General features: G+C 70.4%; 15 protein-coding genes and 1 tRNA gene. 10 read left to right on the top strand and 6 right to left on the bottom strand.

The genetic code is table 11. The features are described from left to right. Positions 1-110: 110 nt before the first annotated feature. Positions 111-2,852, bottom strand: a complete 2,742-nt coding sequence (aceE, locus tag ACH4VO_RS03500; protein ID WP_360989538.1) for a pyruvate dehydrogenase (acetyl-transferring), homodimeric type — start codon at positions 2,850-2,852, stop codon at positions 111-113. Between the two features lie 484 nt (positions 2,853-3,336). On the opposite strand from aceE, the gene ACH4VO_RS03495 reads away from it, so the two are divergent. The 6 genes from ACH4VO_RS03495 to ACH4VO_RS03470 all read left to right on the top strand — a co-directional run bounded on the left by ACH4VO_RS03495 (position 3,337) and on the right by ACH4VO_RS03470 (position 8,013). Continuing rightward, complete coding sequence (locus ACH4VO_RS03495; RefSeq protein ID WP_056784969.1) at positions 3,337-3,774, top strand: DUF3052 domain-containing protein; 438 nt, start codon at positions 3,337-3,339, stop codon at positions 3,772-3,774. A 164-nt stretch (positions 3,775-3,938) separates the two neighbouring features. Beyond that, a complete protein-coding gene (locus ACH4VO_RS03490) occupies positions 3,939-4,397 on the top strand; it encodes a peroxiredoxin (protein WP_360989541.1) in 459 nt (152 codons plus the stop codon). A gap of 229 nt (positions 4,398-4,626) precedes the next feature. Continuing rightward, positions 4,627-5,202 (top strand): TerD family protein, encoded by a 576-nt coding sequence (locus ACH4VO_RS03485; RefSeq protein ID WP_329211422.1) that lies wholly within the window; start codon positions 4,627-4,629, stop codon positions 5,200-5,202. A 123-nt stretch (positions 5,203-5,325) separates the two neighbouring features. Beyond that, entirely contained in the window at positions 5,326-5,901 is a 576-nt protein-coding gene (locus ACH4VO_RS03480; RefSeq protein WP_360989544.1) for a TerD family protein, read from the top strand. 71 nt (positions 5,902-5,972) lie between these two features. Beyond that, positions 5,973-7,121, top strand: a complete 1,149-nt coding sequence (locus ACH4VO_RS03475) for a DUF475 domain-containing protein (RefSeq protein WP_360989546.1) — start codon at positions 5,973-5,975, stop codon at positions 7,119-7,121. Positions 7,122-7,278: 157 nt separating this feature from the next. Further along, on the top strand, positions 7,279-8,013 hold the full coding sequence (locus ACH4VO_RS03470) for a Tellurium resistance (RefSeq protein ID WP_360989549.1): 735 nt from the start codon (positions 7,279-7,281) through the stop codon (positions 8,011-8,013). Positions 8,014-8,046: 33 nt separating this feature from the next. On the opposite strand, the gene ACH4VO_RS03465 is transcribed toward ACH4VO_RS03470, so the two are convergent. Next, complete coding sequence (locus tag ACH4VO_RS03465; RefSeq protein WP_398440859.1) at positions 8,047-8,886, bottom strand: TerD family protein; 840 nt, start codon at positions 8,884-8,886, stop codon at positions 8,047-8,049. A gap of 220 nt (positions 8,887-9,106) precedes the next feature. Between ACH4VO_RS03465 and ACH4VO_RS03460 the strand changes: the two genes are divergently transcribed. The 3 genes from ACH4VO_RS03460 to ACH4VO_RS03450 all read left to right on the top strand — a co-directional run bounded on the left by ACH4VO_RS03460 (position 9,107) and on the right by ACH4VO_RS03450 (position 13,868). Beyond that, positions 9,107-10,267, top strand: coding sequence for an HpcH/HpaI aldolase/citrate lyase family protein (locus ACH4VO_RS03460; protein ID WP_360989554.1), 1,161 nt, complete (start codon positions 9,107-9,109; stop codon positions 10,265-10,267). A 155-nt stretch (positions 10,268-10,422) separates the two neighbouring features. Continuing rightward, positions 10,423-12,981, top strand: a complete 2,559-nt coding sequence (locus ACH4VO_RS03455) for a phosphoribosyltransferase domain-containing protein (protein ID WP_360990068.1) — start codon at positions 10,423-10,425, stop codon at positions 12,979-12,981. Continuing rightward, entirely contained in the window at positions 12,978-13,868 is an 891-nt protein-coding gene (locus tag ACH4VO_RS03450) for an HAD family hydrolase (protein ID WP_360989557.1), read from the top strand. The genes ACH4VO_RS03455 and ACH4VO_RS03450 overlap by 4 nt, the downstream gene beginning before the upstream one ends. 88 nt (positions 13,869-13,956) lie before the next feature. Here ACH4VO_RS03450 and ACH4VO_RS03445 read toward each other — a convergent pair whose 3' ends face one another. From ACH4VO_RS03445 to ACH4VO_RS03430, 4 genes are all read right to left on the bottom strand, one after another. After that, positions 13,957-14,184, bottom strand: a complete 228-nt coding sequence (locus ACH4VO_RS03445) for a zinc ribbon domain-containing protein (protein WP_360989560.1) — start codon at positions 14,182-14,184, stop codon at positions 13,957-13,959. 39 nt (positions 14,185-14,223) lie between these two features. Next, complete coding sequence (locus ACH4VO_RS03440; RefSeq protein ID WP_360989563.1) at positions 14,224-14,853, bottom strand: DUF4383 domain-containing protein; 630 nt, start codon at positions 14,851-14,853, stop codon at positions 14,224-14,226. 611 nt (positions 14,854-15,464) lie between these two features. Next, positions 15,465-16,850, bottom strand: coding sequence for a hypothetical protein (locus tag ACH4VO_RS03435; RefSeq protein ID WP_360989565.1), 1,386 nt, complete (start codon positions 16,848-16,850; stop codon positions 15,465-15,467). Positions 16,851-16,921: 71 nt separating this feature from the next. Next, a complete protein-coding gene (locus tag ACH4VO_RS03430) occupies positions 16,922-17,692 on the bottom strand; it encodes a DUF4097 family beta strand repeat-containing protein (RefSeq protein ID WP_360989568.1) in 771 nt (256 codons plus the stop codon). A 199-nt stretch (positions 17,693-17,891) separates the two neighbouring features. On the opposite strand from ACH4VO_RS03430, the gene ACH4VO_RS03425 reads away from it, so the two are divergent. Further along, positions 17,892-17,966: transfer RNA gene (locus tag ACH4VO_RS03425), tRNA-Val, on the top strand. The last annotated feature ends 49 nt before the right edge of the window (positions 17,967-18,015 follow it).

Genomic DNA, 18,015 nt, shown 5'->3' with positions numbered 1-18,015 from the left:
TATCGGGGCGACCCTCCGCCTTGCGATCGCACGCACCAAACGCCGCCGGGCCTGCCCTGCGGGCAGACGACGCTACTTTCGAAACACGCCCCAGTGGGAGTACCGCGTCGTTACGCGTCGCCCCCGGCCGCGCCCGGGTCGGCCGCGGCCACGTCCAGGAGCGCGTACCGGTCGACGGCCGTCTTCAGCGCCGAACGGTCGATCCTGCCCTGCTTGGCCAGCTCCGTGAGGACCGCGAGCACGATCGACTGCGCGTCGATGTGGAAGAAGCGGCGGGCCGCACCCCGGGTGTCGGCGAAGCCGAAGCCGTCCGCGCCCAGCGACTGGTACGCGCCGGGCACCCAGCGCGCGATCTGGTCGGGCACCGCACGCATCCAGTCCGAGACCGCCACGAACGGGCCCTCGGACCCGGAGAGCTTCCGCGTCACGTACGGAACGCGCTGCTCCTCCTCCGGGTGGAGCAGGTTGTACCGCTCCACCTCCACGGCCTCGCGGCGCAGCTCGTTCCAGGAGGTCGCCGACCAGACGTCCGCCTTCACGTCCCACTCGTCGGCGAGGATCCGCTGCGCCTCGACCGCCCACGGGACCGCCACGCCGGACGCCATGATCTGGGCCGGGATGCTGCCCTTCTCACCGCTGCGGTAGCGGTGGACACCCGCGAGGATGCCCTCCACGTCCACGTCGGCGGGCTCGGCCGGATGCTGGATCGGCTCGTTGTAGACGGTGAGGTAGTAGAAGACGTCCTCGTTCTCCTCGGGGGTCCCGCCGTACATCCTGCGCAGACCGTCCTTGACGATGTGCGCGATCTCGTAGCCGAACGCCGGGTCGTAGGCGACGCAGCCCGGGTTCGTGGAGGCGAGCAGCTGCGAGTGGCCGTCCGCGTGCTGGAGGCCCTCACCGGTCAGCGTCGTGCGGCCGGCGGTCGCCCCCAGGACGAAGCCGCGGGCGAGCTGGTCGGCCATCTGCCAGAACTGGTCGCCGGTGCGCTGGAAACCGAACATCGAGTAGAAGACGTACACCGGGATCAGCGGCTCGCCGTGCGTGGCGTACGCGGAACCCGCGGCGATCAGCGACGCCGTGCAGCCCGCCTCGGAGATGCCGTCGTGCAGCATCTGCCCGGTCGGCGACTCCTTGTACGCGAGCAGCAGCTCACGGTCCACCGACTCGTACTGCTGCCCCAGCGGGTTGTAGATCTTCGCACTCGGGAAGAACGCGTCCATGCCGAACGTGCGGTACTCGTCGGGCGCGATCAGCACGAAGCGCTTGCCGATCTCCTTGTCCCGCATGAGGTCCTTCAGGACGCGGACGAACGCCATCGTGGTGGCGATCGACTGCTGCCCAGACCCCTTCTTCGCGGTCGCGTACGCCTTCTCGTCCGGCAGTGGCAGGGGCTTCGCCCGCACGACGCGCGTCGGGACGTAACCGCCCAGACGCCGCCGCCGGTCGTGCATGTACTGGATCTCCTCCGAGTCGCGCCCCGGGTGGTAGTACGGCGGGTTGCCGTCCTCCAGCCGGTCGTCGGAGATGGGGAGGTGCAGCCGGTCCCGGAAACGCTTGAGGTCCTCGGCCGTCAGCTTCTTCATCTGGTGCGTGGCGTTGCGGCCCTCGAAGTTCGGGCCGAGGGTCCAGCCCTTGACCGTCTGCGCCAGGATCACGGTCGGCTGGCCCTTGTGGGCCTTGGCCGCCGCGTACGCCGCGTAGACCTTGCGGTGGTCGTGCCCGCCGCGGCCCAGGTGCAGGATCTGCTGGTCGGACATGTCCTTGACCATGTCGCGCAACCGCGGGTCGTCACCGAAGAAGTGCTCGCGGATGTACGCGCCGGTCTCGGTCGCGTACGTCTGGAACTGGCCGTCCGGGGTGGTGTTCAGCTTGTTCACCAGGATGCCCGTGCGGTCCTGCGCGAGCAGCGGGTCCCAGGTGCGGTCCCAGACGAGCTTGATCACGTTCCAGCCGGCGCCGCGGAACTGCGACTCCAGCTCCTGGATGATCTTGCCGTTCCCCCGCACCGGGCCGTCGAGGCGCTGCAGGTTGCAGTTGACGACGAAGGTGAGGTTGTCCAGGCCCTCACGCGCGGCGATGGAAAGCTGGCCGAGCGACTCGGGCTCGTCCATCTCCCCGTCGCCGAGGTAGGCCCAGACGTGGGAATCGGAGGTGTCGGCGATGCCGCGCGCCTCCATGTAGCGGTTCATCCGCGCCTGGTAGATCGCGCCGAGCGGGCCCAGGCCCATCGACACCGTCGGGAACTCCCAGAAGTCCGGCATCGACCGCGGGTGCGGATAGCTGGACAGAGCATGGGGCGCCTTGGACTTCTCCTGCCGGAAGCCGTCGAGCTGCGCCTCGCTCAGCCGGTCGAGCAGGAAGGCGCGGGCGTAGATGCCCGGGGACGCGTGGCCCTGGAAGAAGATCTGGTCGCCGCCGCGGCCGTCGTCCTTGCCGCGGAAGAAGTGGTTGAAGCCCACGTCGTACAGCGAGGCGGAGGACGCGAAGGTGGCGATGTGGCCGCCGACGCCGATCCCGGGACGCTGGGCGCGGGAGACCATCACCGCCGCGTTCCACCGGGTCGCGTTGAGGATCTTGCGCTCGATCTCCTCGTCGCCGGGGAAGAACGGCTCGTCCTTCGTGGCGATCGTGTTCACGTAGTCCGTGCTGCGCATCTCCGGCACGGCGACGCGCTTCTCCCGCGCGCGCTCGATGAGCCGGAGCATCAGGTAGCGGGCCCGCTCACGGCCCCGCTCGTCCACGGCGGCATCGAGGGAGTCGAGCCATTCCTGGGTCTCTTCCGGGTCGAAGTCCGGGACCTGGCTGGGAAGGCCGCCAATGATGATCGGGGTGCGATCGGATCCGGAAGCCACGCTGTTCCTTCGCTGGTGGGTGATGCCCTTGGGGCCTGTTTTTCGGGGGGCCTGGCCCCCGGGAGGCTGCTGTACGCCGCCTCCATCGTGTACCGCGAGGCCTTCGACGTCATCTCTACTGAGCGGTAACCATGTGGTTCCCGGCCGCCCGATCCGGGCAAGGACAACAGCAGCGTGACGGCGCTCCGGCCCAAACCGCAACCATACGCCCAACCCGGCCAAGCGTTCCCAAAGGCTGTTCGACTCCGAATGGCGGACCGAAACGGCATAAGCTGAGGAAGGACCGTAAAGGGTCCGGACCCCGTTCCGGGCCCCCGTAGGAGACGTGCCGGAGCTTGCGGCGACGTGGCAGGGAACGTCACCGTATAGGCGGTCTCGGACACCGGGTACTTGCGCGATTCGCCGAGCCCGTGTGGACTACGGCCAACGCCCCGCGCACGCGCGTGGCTGAAGCATTTTCCGAAACATGATCAGGAGGCAACCCGTGAGCGCGACCGCGGACCACGCGGAGGAACGGACCAACACGGCCGCAAGGCTTGGGTTCGAGCCCGGACAGGTGGTCCAGGAGATCGGCTACGACGACGACGTCGAGCAGGAGCTCCGTGAGGGCATTGAGGCCACAATCGGCCAGGAACTCGTCGACGAGGACTACGACGACGTCGCTGACGTCGTCCTGCTCTGGTTCCGCGACGAGGACGGCGACCTTACGGACGCGCTGGTGGATGCCATTGGTCTGATCGAGGACGGTGGGGCGGTCTGGCTGCTGACGCCCAAGACCGGCCGCGACGGATACGTCGAGCCGAGCGACATCAACGAGGCTGCCCAGACAGCTGGTCTCGCCCAGACCAAGAGCATCAGTGCGGGCAAGGACTGGACGGGCAGCCGTCTGGTCACTCCCAAGGGGGCCAAGGCCAAGCGCTGAACGATTCGCATCACCGAGGGCCCCTGACGGCACCGCGCCGCCGGGGGTCTTCGCACGTCCGCAGGGATCCTGCCCGGGCCCTGCGGCGAGTGCTGCGTAGGGTGGGTGGCACCCGGACGGATCGGGCCGGGCACGTGGTGACGTTTGCGAAGGGACGCGTATTCATGGCGATCGAAGTAGGCACGCCGGCTCCGGATTTCGAACTGAAGGACAACCACGGACGCACCGTGATGCTCTCGGACTTCCGCGACGAGAAGAACGTGGTGCTGCTCTTCTACCCGTTCGCCTTCACCGGAGTGTGCACGGGCGAACTCTGCGCGCTCCGTGACGAGCTGCCGCGGTTCGAGAACGACGACACGCAGCTGCTCGCCGTCTCCAACGACTCGATCCACACCCTGCGTGTCTTCGCCGAGCAGGAGGGCCTGGAGTACCCGCTCCTCTCGGACTTCTGGCCGCACGGCGAGGTGTCACGGGCGTACGGCGTCTTCGACGAGGACAAGGGCTGCGCGGTGCGCGGCACCTTCGTCATCGACAAGCGGGGCGTGGTGCGCTGGAGCGTCGTCAACGGGCTGCCGGACGCCCGTGACCTCAACGACTACATCAAGGCCCTCGACTCGCTCTGACCGGATTCTCCGGACCGGCCCGTCCGAGGGGCACTCCGGGGGCCGCCGTAGCACCTGCGGCGGCCGTCCGGGGAGCTTCCGGCGCCGGATCCGGGGATCTCGCAGCGGCGCCCGGCCAAAAGCCTGTTTTGGCCGGGAACCGGTCACTAGGATCCAATCGTTGATCCGATGCCAACGCACGACGGGGGCGCTGGTGTCTGCCGGCCCTCTCAACACTTTTGGAGGACTCGTGGGAGTCAGCCTCAGCAAGGGCGGCAACGTCTCGCTGACCAAGGCCGCGCCGAACCTGACCGCGGTCATCGTCGGTCTGGGCTGGGATGCCCGAACCACCACCGGTGGTGACTTCGACCTCGACGCCAGCGCTCTGCTGACGAACACCGAGGGCAAGGTCGGCAGCGACGGGAATTTCGTCTTCTTCAACAACCTCAAGAGCCCCGACGGCTCGGTCGAGCACACCGGTGACAACCTCACCGGTGAAGGCGAGGGCGACGACGAGGTCATCAAGGTCAACCTGGCCGGCGTCCCGGCCGACGTCGACAAGATCGTCTTCCCGGTCTCGATCTACGAGGCCGAGAGCCGCCAGCAGAGCTTCGGCCAGGTGCGCAACGCCTACATCCGCGTCGTGAACCAGGCGGACAACAGCGAGCTCGCGCGCTACGACCTGAGCGAGGACGCCTCGACGGAGACCGCCATGGTCTTCGGCGAGCTGTACCGCAACGGCGCGGAGTGGAAGTTCCGTGCCATCGGCCAGGGGTACGCCTCGGGTCTGCGCGGCATCGCGCAGGACTTCGGCGTCAACGTCTGACCCACGGGGGACCGGGCGGTCGACCGCGCGACGGCCCCGCTCCACCGCGTCCGGCGCCGCACGATGTGCGGCGCCGGACGCGCACGCTCGAACGCACGTCCATCGAATCGGGGAGGACACACCATGGGCGTCACGCTCGCCAAGGGAGGCAATGTCTCCCTCTCCAAGGCCGCACCCAATCTCACCCAGGTGCTGGTCGGGCTCGGCTGGGACGCACGATCCACGACGGGAGCCGACTTCGACCTCGACGCCAGCGCACTGCTGTGCCAGTCGGGCCGGGTGCTCGGTGACGAATGGTTCGTGTTCTACAACAACCTCACCAGCCCCGACGGCTCGGTCGAACACACGGGCGACAACCTCACCGGTGAGGGGGAGGGGGACGACGAGTCGCTCATCGTCAACCTCGGGCAGGTGCCGGCGCACTGCGACAAGATCCTCTTCCCGGTCTCGATCCATGACGCCGACAACCGCGGGCAGACCTTCGGCCAGGTCAGCAACGCCTTCATCCGTGTGGTGAACCAGGCGGACGGCCAGGAACTGGCGCGCTACGACCTCACCGAGGACGCCTCGACGGAGACCGCGATGATCTTCGGCGAGCTGTACCGGTACGGCGGGGAGTGGAAGTTCCGTGCCGTCGGGCAGGGGTACGCGTCGGGGCTCCGGGGCATCGCTCTAGACTTCGGGGTCAACGTTTCGTAAAGCCGCGCACGGCGCGGGCGAGCCCCGTACTCAACCGGGGGAGACCCGTTACTTACACGATGGGGTAGCCAGTGCTTCTGAAAACCTTCGGCTGGTCGTTCGCGATTACCGCGCTCGGTCTGGTCGCAGCGGTGTTCTACGGGGGGTGGCAGGCATTCGGCGTCGTGGCGATCCTGTCGGTCCTCGAGATCTCGCTGTCCTTCGACAACGCGGTGATCAACGCCGGAATCCTGAAGAAGATGAATGCCTTCTGGCAGAAGATCTTCCTCACCGTCGGTGTGCTCATCGCGGTCTTCGGTATGCGGCTGGTCTTCCCCGTCGTGATCGTGGCCATCAGTGCCAAGCTCGGCCCCATCGAGGCGATCGATCTCTCCTTCAACGACCCGGACAGGTACAAGGAACTGGTGACGGACGCCCATCCGTCCATCGCTGCCTTCGGTGGCATGTTCCTGCTCATGATCTTCCTCGACTTCATCTTCGAGGACCGTGACATCCAGTGGCTGCGCTGGATCGAGCGCCCGCTCGCCAAGCTCGGCAAGGTCGACATGCTGTCGGTCTGCGTCGCGCTGATCGTCCTGCTGATCTCGGCCATGACGTTCGCGACCCAGGCGCACCAGCACGGCGGCGGCCACGCGGACAAGGCGGAGACCGTCCTCCTGTCGGGCATCGCCGGGCTGATCACGTACCTCGTGGTCGGCGGTCTCTCCGGGTTCTTCGAGAACAAGCTCGAGGAGGAGGAGGAACGCGAGCACGAGGCCGAGGAAGAGGCCAGGAAGGCCGGCAAGCCGGCCTCCGCGGTCGTCCTCGCCGGCAAGGCGGCGTTCTTCATGTTCCTCTACCTCGAGGTCCTCGACGCCTCCTTCTCGTTCGACGGTGTCATCGGCGCCTTCGCCATCACCAACGAGATCGTGCTGATGGCCCTCGGCCTCGGCATCGGCGCCATGTACGTCCGTTCGCTCACCGTGTACCTCGTCCGCCAGGGCACGCTGGACGACTACGTCTACCTGGAGCACGGCGCGCACTACGCGATCGGCGCCCTGTCGGTCATCCTGCTCGTCACCATCCAGTACGAGATCAACGAACTCATCACCGGCTCCGTCGGTGTCATCCTGATCGGCTGGTCCTTCTGGTCCTCGGTGCGGCGCAACAAGGCGATCGCCGCGGCCGGCGACGGCGGCGACAGCTCCGGCTCCAAGGCGGAAGTCCCTTCCGGGGTGTGACCCGGCAGGGATTGAGGAACGCTCTCTCTGCGGGGCGGCCCACGAAGGCGGTTCCCCGGGAAGACCCGGGCCCGCCCCGTGGCCGCCCCGCAGGGGTGTGCGGGAGTGCGGGGGCGGGAGCGGAAATCGAGCGGTACCGAGGCGTGTGGGGGTTGGGATGGGCTTCTGGGACGGCCTGCGGCCGGGGCGGGCAGCACAGTTCGAGTCGGGTCACTCCGCGACGAGCTCCATCGTGCTCTCCCGGCGCAATGCCACGGTCTCGCTCAAGAAGCAGGGCGCGCTGTCGGGAAACCTCCGCGTCAACCTGTCGTGGCGGATGCGCACCTCCGACATCGGGGGCAGGCCCCGGCAGAGCGGCCGGCTGCTGCGCCCGCTGAAGCTCTTCCAGCCCGACGTGGTGCAGGCCCACACCCAGGGGATGGTCAACGTCGACCTGGACCTGGGCTGCATGTACGAACTCACCGACGGCACCAAGGGCGTGGTGCAGCCGCTGGGCAACCTGATCGGCGACCTGCACGCACCGCCGTACGTCCGGCTCAGCGGGGACGACCGCTTCGGCGCGCCGTCGGGCGAGACCGTCTATGTGAATCTCGACAAGCGCGACGACATCAAACGGCTGCTGTTCTTCGTGTACATCTACGACCAGACCCCGGCCTTCGACCGTACGCACGCCAAGGTGACGCTCTACCCGGGCAACGGCCCCCGGATCGAGATCGAGTTGGACGAGCGCGCCCCGCAGGCCCGCTCCTGCGCCGTCTTCACCGTGGACAACTCCAAGGGCGAGATGGTCGTGCGGCGCGAGGTGAAGTTCGTGTACGGCTTCCAGTCGGAGCTGGACCGGATGTACGGCTTCGGTATGCAGTGGGGGCGCGGCTACAAGACGCGGGCCTGAGTGACCACCGTGAGGGACGGCCGCGGCACCGGCTCAGGGCTGGAGGAACTGCGGGCCCTGCGGGGGCAGCACGAAGTGCGGGTCGGCGGCCGGTGCCGCCGCGGCCGCGGGCTGCGGGTAACCGTAGGCGGGCTGGGGCGCCGACGTGGGCTGCGGGTAGCCGTACGCGGGCTGGGGCGGCGAGGTGGGCTGGGGGTAGCCGTACGCGGGCTGCTGGTGCTGGATCGTGGCCTGCGTGTCCGGAGCCGCAGCCGTGTCGGGTCCGGGGGCGGTCGTTCCGGCGGCAGGTGTGCCGGAGTCGGCTGCGCGGGCAGGTTCCTGCGCAGCCTCGGTCTCGTCGACCGAGATCCCGAACGCGGTGGCCAGCCCGACCAGGCCGTTCGGATAGCCCTGTCCCACCGCGCGGAACTTCCAGCTGTCGCCGCGCCGGTAGAGCTCCCCACAGATGATGGCGCTCTCCTCGCCGGTCTCGGCCCTCACGTCGAAGACCGCGAGCGGTTCGCCGTCCGGCGAGGCGGCGTCGTACAGCGATATGCGCAGGTCGCTGACCTGCTCGAAAGCCGCTTCGTCGCAGGACGCGGCGATGACCACCTGATCCACGGAGGGGTCGAGCGCGGCGAGGTCCGCCTCGATGGTGTCCGTGAGTCCCTCGGGGGTGCTGCGCTTGGGCAGGCGGCGCACCAGGCCCGAGGGGTGCCGGGGCTGGTTGTAGAACACGAAGTCCTCGTCCGAACGCACCCGGCCCGAGGCGCCGAGCAGCAGGGCGGAGGCGTCCACGTCCGGGACTCCGGCGCCGGAGGTCCAGCGCAGCACGGCCCGTACGGCCATGGCGTCGAGAGGGACGTTCGAGCCCTTCAGCATCGCGTGCGTCATGCCGGTCATCCTGCCTGCTGGTGGGCCGCCCGGACAACGCGGGGGTCCGCACCAGTAGGCCAGGGGGACATCCTGGCGGGCACGCGGACGCGCCGCGCACTGTGGGGGAAATGGCTGGGTTACCCGAAGTTCATACGGTCGGGGAACTGTCGACACCTGTCCGTACGTACTATTACCGGCCACACATTGTCCGGACTCTCAGGCAGTACGGGGGAAGCACATGCGTCATTTCGGGCACATCTCGCCCGCCGCCCGGGAGGGTCTGTTCTTCGAGGAGCCGTGCGAATTCACCGCCGACTCCCCGGCCCGGGTGCTGTCGGCGGCCCTGGGGGCCACGCTCTACAGCCCCGCGACCCGGCCCCGGCTGGCCGACGACGTGATCAAACTCGCCGGACGCGGAGTGGTCTCCATGGTGCTCTGCCTGGAGGATTCCATCGACGACGCCGAAGTGGTGGGTGCCGAGACGAATCTGGTCCAGCAGTTCGCCGACCTCGAGTCGCGGGCCGCCGCCGTGCCGCTGCTCTTCATCAGGGTGCGTGAGCCGGAGCAGATCACGGACCTCGTGAAGCGCCTCGGAAGTTCCGTCCGGTTGTTGTCCGGATTCGTACTTCCGAAATTTACGAAGGCGCGGGGAGAGCTCTTCCTGGAGGCCCTTGCCGCAGCCGAAATCGCGGGCGGGCGAAGGCTGTTCGCGATGCCCGTCCTCGAATCCCCCGAGCTGCTGCACCTGGAGAGCCGGCGCGAAACCCTCCGGGGAATCGCCCGCACCGTCGACACGTACCGTGAGCGGATACTCGCGCTGAGGCTCGGAGTCACCGACTTCTGCTCGGCGTACGGCCTGCGCCGGGCCCCCGACATGACGGCCTACGACGTGCAGATCGTCGGCGCGGTCATCGGCGACGTCGTCAACGTGCTGGGCCGGGCCGACGGCACCGGGTTCACCATCACCGGCCCGGTGTGGGAGTACTTCCGGCTCCAGGAGCGCATGTTCAAGCCCCAGCTGCGGCGCAGTCCCTTCATGGGCCGGGCCGAGGAACTGCGTACCGCCCTCATCGAACACGATCTGGACGGGCTGCTGCGCGAGATTGAGCTCGACCGGGCCAACGGGCTGCTCGGCAAGACGTGCATCCACCCGTCCCACGTCATGCCCGTGCACGCGCTGTCCGTGGTCAGCCACGAGGAGTACAGCGACGCCCAGGACATCCTCAGGCCCGAGCGGGACGGCGGCGGAGTGCTGCGGTCCGCGTACACGAACAAGATGAACGAGGTGAAACCACACCGCGCGTGGGCCGAACGCACGCTGCAGCGCGCCGAGGTCTTCGGTGTGGCGCGGGAGAACGTCGGCTTCGTCGAACTGCTGGCCGCGGGCCTGGCGGACTGATCGGGATCATGAACGAGCACATATCAGATGCGATGGGTGAATCCGGCGAATCCGGTAAATTCGGCGTGACCGGCGTGACCGGCGTGACCGGCGTGACCGGCGTGACCGGCGTGACCGGCGTGACCGGCGGGCCGGGTGTGCGGGGAGAAGAGGCAGTGGACGTGCAGTGGTCGGGTAACTGGGTCGCCGGGCGGCTCGGAGTGGAACTCGTCGGTGACGGGGAGCTCCGCGAACTGCTGGGCCTCGCCCTGCGCCGCAACCCCAAGCGGGCCCATCTGCTCGTGTCGAACGTGCTGGGCAAGCACGTACCGCAGCGGCCCTCCGTGGTCTACGGGGCGGGTTTCGAGCTCGGCGAGCGGGTACGGGACCTCCTGGGCGAGGCCGAGGCCCGCCGCGCGGTCGTCCTCGGATACGCGGAAACGGCCACCGGCCTCGGGCACGCGGTCGCGGACGGGCTCGGAGTTGCCCCGTACCTCCACTCGACCCGCAGGCCCGTGGACGGCGTCGCCCAGGCGGGCGGCTTCGAGGAGGCGCACTCGCACGCCACCTCGCACCTGCTGCTCCCCGAGAACCCCGGTCTGCTGGACGCCGCCCAGGGCGCCCCGCTGGTGCTGGTCGACGACGAGTTCTCCACCGGCAACACCGTGCTCAACACGATCCGCGCCCTCCACGGGCGCTACCCCCGGGACCGGTACGTCATCGTGGCCCTGGTGGACATGCGCTCCGAGGCGGACCGGGGACGGCTCACCGACTTCGCCGATGAGATCGGCGCCCGGGTCGACCTGGTGGCCCGCGCGGCCGGCACCGTGCTCCTCCCGGACGGGGTCCTGGAGAAGGGCCGCGACCTGGTCGCCGCCCAGGAAGCTGCCCCGGCCGCCGCCGTGGAGGAACCCGCGCCCGAGGGCCCGCGCCCGGCACCCGTACGCGTCGCCCTGGACTGGCCGGCGGGCGTCCCCGACGGCGGGCGCCACGGCTTCACCCCGGTCCACCGTGCGGCCCTGGAGGCCGCCCTGCCGGCCATGGCGGGCAGGATCGCGGACGCGCTGGGCGACGCCCGGCGGGTGCTCGTCCTCGGCTTCGAGGAGCTGATGTACGCGCCGCTGCGGCTCGGCACCGCCCTGGAGGACGCCACCACCGCCGAGGTGCGGTACTCCACCACCACCCGCTCGCCCGTGCTCGCCGTCGACGACCCCGGCTACGCCATACGCAGCCGCCTGGTCTTCCCCGCCCACGACGACCCCGCCGACGGGCCCGGCGAGCGGTACGCCTACAACGTCGCGGGCGCCGGGTTCGACGCCGTCGTCGCCGTGGTCGACTCCACGGGCGACACGGCCGCACTGCACGCCCCCGGCGGCCTGCTGGACCGGCTCCGCGCGCACACCGGCCGGGTGCTGCTCGCCGTCGTCCCGTCGTACGTTCCGGAGCCCGCGCCTCCGAGCGCCCAGCGGCCTCCGGGTCCGTCCGTCGCGGACGCCTCGCGTCCGTACGCCTCGCGGCGCGGATCCTCGCACGTCCCCGAAAGGCAGGAAGCCGCCATGCTGCCCGACCCCCTCCGGGGCCCCGCCTTCTCCTCCTACGCGGCGGACGATGTCGGCTGGCTGCTCCAGGACCTCTCGGACACCCCGCTGGAGGCCCCCACCGAGGAGCGCGAGGAAGCGATACAGAGCGGCGGGGCGCACTACGCCGAATCGCTGCCCGTCGAATACCAGCCCACCGCGCAGTACCAGGAGCTGTTCCGGGCCGCCCTGGACGCCTCGGCTGCCCGGATCGCCCGCGCCGTCGGCACGGTCACCGAGACGGTCCTCGCGGAACACCGCCGCGCCCGGCCCGGCTCGAACGGGGGGAGCCCCGACGCCCGTCCCGTGCTGGTCTCCCTCGCCCGGGCGGGCACACCCGTCGGGGTCCTCATGCGCCGCTGGGCGCAGCGCCGCCACGGGCTCGACCTGCCGCACTACGCCGTCTCCATCGTCCGGGGGCGCGGCATCGACGCCAACGCCCTGCGCTGGCTGGCCGCCCACCACGATCCGGCGGACGTCGTCTTCGTCGACGGCTGGACCGGGAAGGGCGCCATCACCCGCGAACTGGCCGCCGCCCTCGCCGGGTTCGACGGGTTCAACCCGGAGATCGCCGTACTGGCCGACCCCGGGGGCTGCGTACGGACCTACGGGACCCGCGAGGACTTCCTCATCCCGTCCGCCTGCCTCAACTCCACGGTGTCCGGGCTGATCTCCCGTACCGTGCTGCGCGCCGACCTGGTCGGGCCGAACGACTTCCACGGCGGGAAGTTCTACCGGGAACTCGCCGGCTCCGACGTCTCCAGGCTTTTCATCGACACGGTCGCCGCCCGCTTCGACGAGGTCGCCGACGCGGTCGACGTCGACGCCAAGGAGCTGATCGCCTCCGACCGAGCCCCCACCTGGGAGGGATGGGCCGCGGTCGAGCGCATCAGCGAGGAGTACGGCATCCATGACGTGAACCTGGTCAAGCCCGGCGTCGGCGAGACGACCCGGGTACTGCTGCGCCGGGTCCCGTGGAAGATCCTCGCCGACCGGCGGGCGGGCTCGGACCTCGACCACGTGCGGCTGCTCGCCGAGCAGCGCGGCGTCCCCGTGGAGGAGGTCGACGGGCTCCCGTACACGTGTGTCGGGCTGATCCACCCGAAGTTCACCCGGGGTGCGACGGGCGCGGACGGCACGGCGGTGACGGGGAAGTGACCACGCCCGCTTTCCCGCCCGTGCCCTCGCCCGTCCCCGGGCCGGCGCCTTCGGTGACGCTCGTCGCCAGCGACCTCGACCGCACCCTCATCTACTCGGCGGCGGCGCTCCAGCTTCCGATGCCGGACGAGCAGGCCCCCCGGCTGCTCTGCGTGGAGGTGTACGAGCACAAGCCGCTCTCCTACATGACCGAGCAGGCAGCCCGCCTGCTCGACGAGCTCGCCCGCACCACGGTCTTCGTGCCGACCACGACCCGGACCCGGGAGCAGTACGGGCGCATCCACCTCCCCGGCCCCGCGCCCCGCTACGCGATCTGCGCCAACGGCGGGCACCTCCTGGTCGACGGCGTGCCGGACCGGGACTGGCAGGGACAGGTGGCGGCCAGGCTCGCCGACGAGTGCGCCTCGCTGGAGGAGGTACGGGCGCATCTGCTCGCGACGGCCGACCCGGCCTGGCTGCTCAAGGAACGCGTCGCGGAGAACGTCTTCGCCTACCTGGTGGTCGACCGGCCGGCCCTGCCCGAGAGCTGGGTCAAGGAACTCTCCGCCTGGGCGGAGCCCCGGGGCTGGACCGTGTCCCTCCAGGGACGCAAGATCTACGCCGTCCCCAAGCCGCTCACCAAGAGCGCCGCGATGGACGAGGTGGCCCGCCGCTGCGGCGCCACCACGACCCTGGCCGCGGGTGACTCGCTCCTCGACGCCGACCTGCTGATCGCCGCCGATCACGGCTGGCGCCCGGGCCACGGCGAACTCGCCGACAGCGGCTGGGGTGCTCCGCACGTGGAGGTGCTCCGGCAGCGGGGCGTCGCGGCGGGCGAGGAGATCCTGCGCCGCTTCCTGCGCGCCGCCGACCCCGCGAGACCGGGACCCCCGGTGCCGGGGCGCTGAGGGGCGGCCCGGGTCGAGGCACCGGAGGTGCCGGGGCGCCGAGGCCGGGGCGCCGAGGCCGGGGCGTCCGGGGGCGCTGCGGGCCGGGTCAGCCGCAGCAGCCTCCCCCGCAGCAGCCCCCGCCTCCGCCTCCGGCCGCCGCCGGAGCGGGAGCCGACCCGGACGCGGCGGAGCCGCCTACGGCCACGGTGGAGAGCAGTTTCACGGTGTCGTCGTGCCCGGCGGGGCAGGAGGCCGGTGCGGAGGACTCGGCCATGGGACGGCTGACTTCGAACGTCTCGCCGCAGGGGCGGCAGCGGTACTCGTAACGAGGCATGGCCCCAGATTAAGGGGGCGCCGCCCCAGCTCCCCCCGGTCAGGTCCCCTTCCGCCGGACCTCGGGCATCTCCGGGTACCTGCGGCGCTCCTCGAGCGCGACCTGTTCGGGGTGGCGGGCACGCCAGTACGGGTTGTCGTGGGGCAGGCCGCCGCTGACCCGCCCGTACATGCCGAAGATCATCAGCATCAACCCCACCACGAAGCTGAACAGCACGTTCTGCATGCGGAAGGCCAGGAAGTTGAGACCGCTGTCCAGCAGGGCCAGATTGACGAAGCCGCTGACGAGGAAGGCGACGCCCAGCACCATGTTCAGTGTCGAGGCGAAATTGCCGCCGATCACCATGCCGACGAAGAGCAGCAGTCCGACGCAGATGGACAGGACACTGAGCGCGCCGTTCGTGTTCAGGCCCGCCACCTTGTCGCCGCCGGTGTCGAAGAAGCCGATGTTGTCGGTCAGCCCCAGGATGCCGAAGGCGACGAGCACGAGCCCCATCAGGCCCGCACCCGCGCGGTAGACCTGGCTGAGCCGGTGGTCGACGGGCAGGTGTTCGTCCAGGCGGGTGACCTCACGCCGCCGGCCCCTGGGCAGACCGCGGGTGGCACGGCGATCGGTCGGGTGCCGGTCCGTGGGGCGCCGGTCCGTTGGGTGTGTGGCGTGTGTGGCCATGCCGGCCTCCTCCGGCCGTGTCCGGCCGTATGTCCAGCCTTGCGCCGGGCCGCGCCTGCGGCCGACGCCCGAGCGGTGTGTCCAGCCGACTGCCGCACCCAGGCTGCCGCAGCCGTGCGTGGCCGTCTGCCTCTGCGTCTTCCCGGCCTTCGCCTGCCTGGCTGCCTTTCGTCCGGCCGGACGGCTCCCGGCGGCAGCCGCCGCGCACGCGTAGACGTATGCGTAAGTCCAGGATCGGCTCATCCGTGGCGGGGGACAAGCGGACGGCCGGCTTCCCAGCCGGAGCAGCCTTCCGGGCAGGGTGCCCGGCCGGCACGTACGTGCTTGGCTCGTCGGCCCGTGTCCGCGGCTCCGGACGGCGTCCGGAGCTCCGGTCGTTGCCGGCTGTGGGGCAGGGAAGGGATGCCCGACCGGTGACCGGGGGTCCGGCCGTGACCGGCTGTCGGGTCGGCGCCCGGACCGGCAGCCGGGCGCGGCCTTCTCGGCCATCGCCCGCTCTCTCGGCTCGTAAGCAGCCGCTGCCCGGTCTTCCGGCTCGTACGGCCGCTGCCCGGATTCTCAGTCCGTACCGCTGCTACCCGGCCGATCAACCGCCGCCGCTACCCGGTCGCTCAACCGCCGCCGGTACCCGCGCCACCGGCGCCCAGCTCCTCGCGGATCGCGGTGACCACGCGGGTCACCGACTGCCGCACCGCCTCGGTCTCGGTGAGGAAGTGCCAGTAGTCGGGATGGCGCCCCTCCAGTCCGGCGATCGCCCGGTCCAGCCGGGCGACCGAGTCGTCCAGCGGACGGGCGTGGCGCGGATCGGGGGTGTTGCGCCCGGCCATGGCCAGGCGCTGGGCGTCCCGGATCGCGAACCGGGTGCGGTCGATCTCCGCCTGCGGGTCCTTGGCGACGGCGTCCAGGCGCCGCAGCCGGTCCCCGGCGGCGGACACCGCCTCATCGGTCGCGTTGAGCAGGGCACGGACCGTGCTCAACCGGGCCGTCGCATCGGGCCAGCGCTGCTCCGCCCGCGCTGCGGCGGCCTCCACCAGCTTCTCCTCGGCCTGCCGGACGTTGACGGCGGCCTGATCGGGAACCGGCTGCAGGTCATGCCAGCAGGCGGCCGAGAAGCGGCGCCGCAGCTCGCTGAGCACCGGCTCGACCTGTCCTGCCCGGGTCGTCAGCGCCTGGGCCCGGGTACGCAGGGTGACCAGCCTGCGGTCGATCTCGGCCGCCCGCTCCGGGAGCCGGTCGGCTTCCGCGCGTACGGCCTCGGCATCGCGCAGCACGTGGTCCGCCCGCTGCAGCGTCTCCGCCACGCCATGGCGTCCCGCACCCTGGTTGAGCTTGGTCAGCTCGGGGGCCAGGGCGGCCAGCCGGGCCGCGAGGTCATCCGCGCGCAGCCCGGACGCCCTCACCGCGTCCAGGGCGTTGCTGGCCCCGAGCAGTGCCTGCCGGGCGCGCTCCACGGCGGGGGCGAGCCGGGCGAGCTGCGTCTCCGCGCTGCCGAGCAGCGGCCCGAGGCCCTCGGCGAACCGGTCCAGCTCGCCCTTGACCCGTACGAGTTCGTCCTTCGCCCGGGTCAGCTGCGTCCTGGCCCCGGCGGCCACCGACGGCTCCAGATCGTCCCGGTCCAGGTCGTGGGCGTCCACCGCGGTGATGTAGCCGTGGCTCACCTCGTCGATGCGCCGGCCGAGCGCGGCGAAGTCGTCCGCCGCACGGCGGGCACGGGGAGAACTGTCGACGGCGGTGATCGTCTCGATGGAGATCCTGAGATCGCGCTGAGCGGTGTCCAGCTCGTAGAAGGCCTCGGCCGCCGCGTCCTTCGCGGCCTGCGCGTCGGCCCGCTGATGCTCACCGCGGCCCCCGAACCAGCGCCGCGTACCCCCGCCGGCGAAGGCGGCAGGCAGCACGGCGGCCATCAGCGGAACCGGGAGCAGCATCAGCACCAGGACGTCCTTGACGGCGCAACTCCCACTCGCTTTCGCCCGCGGCCGCGCGTGTGTCGCCGTCACATCCCTCTCCCGTGCCGATTCACCCTGCCCGGTTCATTCTCCCACCCGGTAAGGACGAACACACGGGTCGATCAGTTCGCACTTCGGACAATGACTTCGCCGTTGTCGCTGCGCGCCTTCACCACGCGCGGGCTGGTGTCGCTCCGGGGCACGTCCACGGAGACGGTCCCGTTGTCGGCCGACGCGGAGACCGCGTACGGTCCCACGCCTGGTGGCAGGTCGATGGTGACGTGCCCGTTGTCACTGACGGCGTCCACGAGTGTCGGGGCCTGGGTGAAGGACAGGTCGATGGTCCCGTTGTCGGCGCGCGCGATCACGGAGGCCCCGGAGACCCGCTCGGCCACGACGGAGCCGTTGTCGCTCTCCAGCTCCAGCGGCCCCTTCGAGTCGCGTACCCGCACCGCACCGTTGCCGGACGAGAGCGTCAGCGGGGTGGTGAACCCGGAAGCGGTGATCTCGCCGTTGTCGCCGTCGACGGAGAGGGGGAGGCCACGGGGGACCCTCACCTGGTGGTGAGAGACGCAGTTGTTGATCACCGCGGTGCACCTCACGCGGAGCGTGAGCGTGTCGCCCTCGAGCTTCCACACGGGATCGGGACCACTGCCGAGCACGACCCACCCGTCGACACGGCGGGTCACCTCGATCTGGTCCACATCGGCCGGCACGACCTCCAGGCTGGAGTTCTCGGCGTCGATGGTGAGCGTCCTCCCGCTGAAGGCGAACGACGTGTGCTCGACGGGAGCGTCGTCCACATCGGCGCTGCCGCAGCCGCTGAGCCCGGCGACGAGAAGGAGGGTGCCCCCGGCAGCCGCGAGTGCGGTGGTGCGGTTACGGATGGTCATGATGATCGAGTCCCCCTGCTGTGCCGCCGCCGATGAGCCCTCACCGTACGTATGCCGCACCCTCCGTAACGATCCGGCCGGCTACCGTCCCCGGGGTGGGGATATCCCCCGTATCCACGGGCCGGGCCTCGTCGCCGCCTGCCCGGCGACCGGATTGCGGCCGGGGGCCGGGAGCCATGTAACCTGTTCCTTCATCCACGGGTGCGTAGCTCAGGGGTAGAGCGCTGCTCTTACAAAGCAGATGTCGGCGGTTCGAAACCGTCCGCGCCCACCATGGATAGTCGCAGGTGAGAGCCTGTTTCGGCCCCTCGATCCGCTGAGAT

The organism is Streptomyces sp. NPDC020780, assembly GCF_044334475.1.
GTDB lineage: Bacteria > Actinomycetota > Actinomycetes > Streptomycetales > Streptomycetaceae > Streptomyces.
Note: the sequence above shows the minus strand (reverse complement) of the source record. Positions and strands in the feature narration are given on the sequence as shown.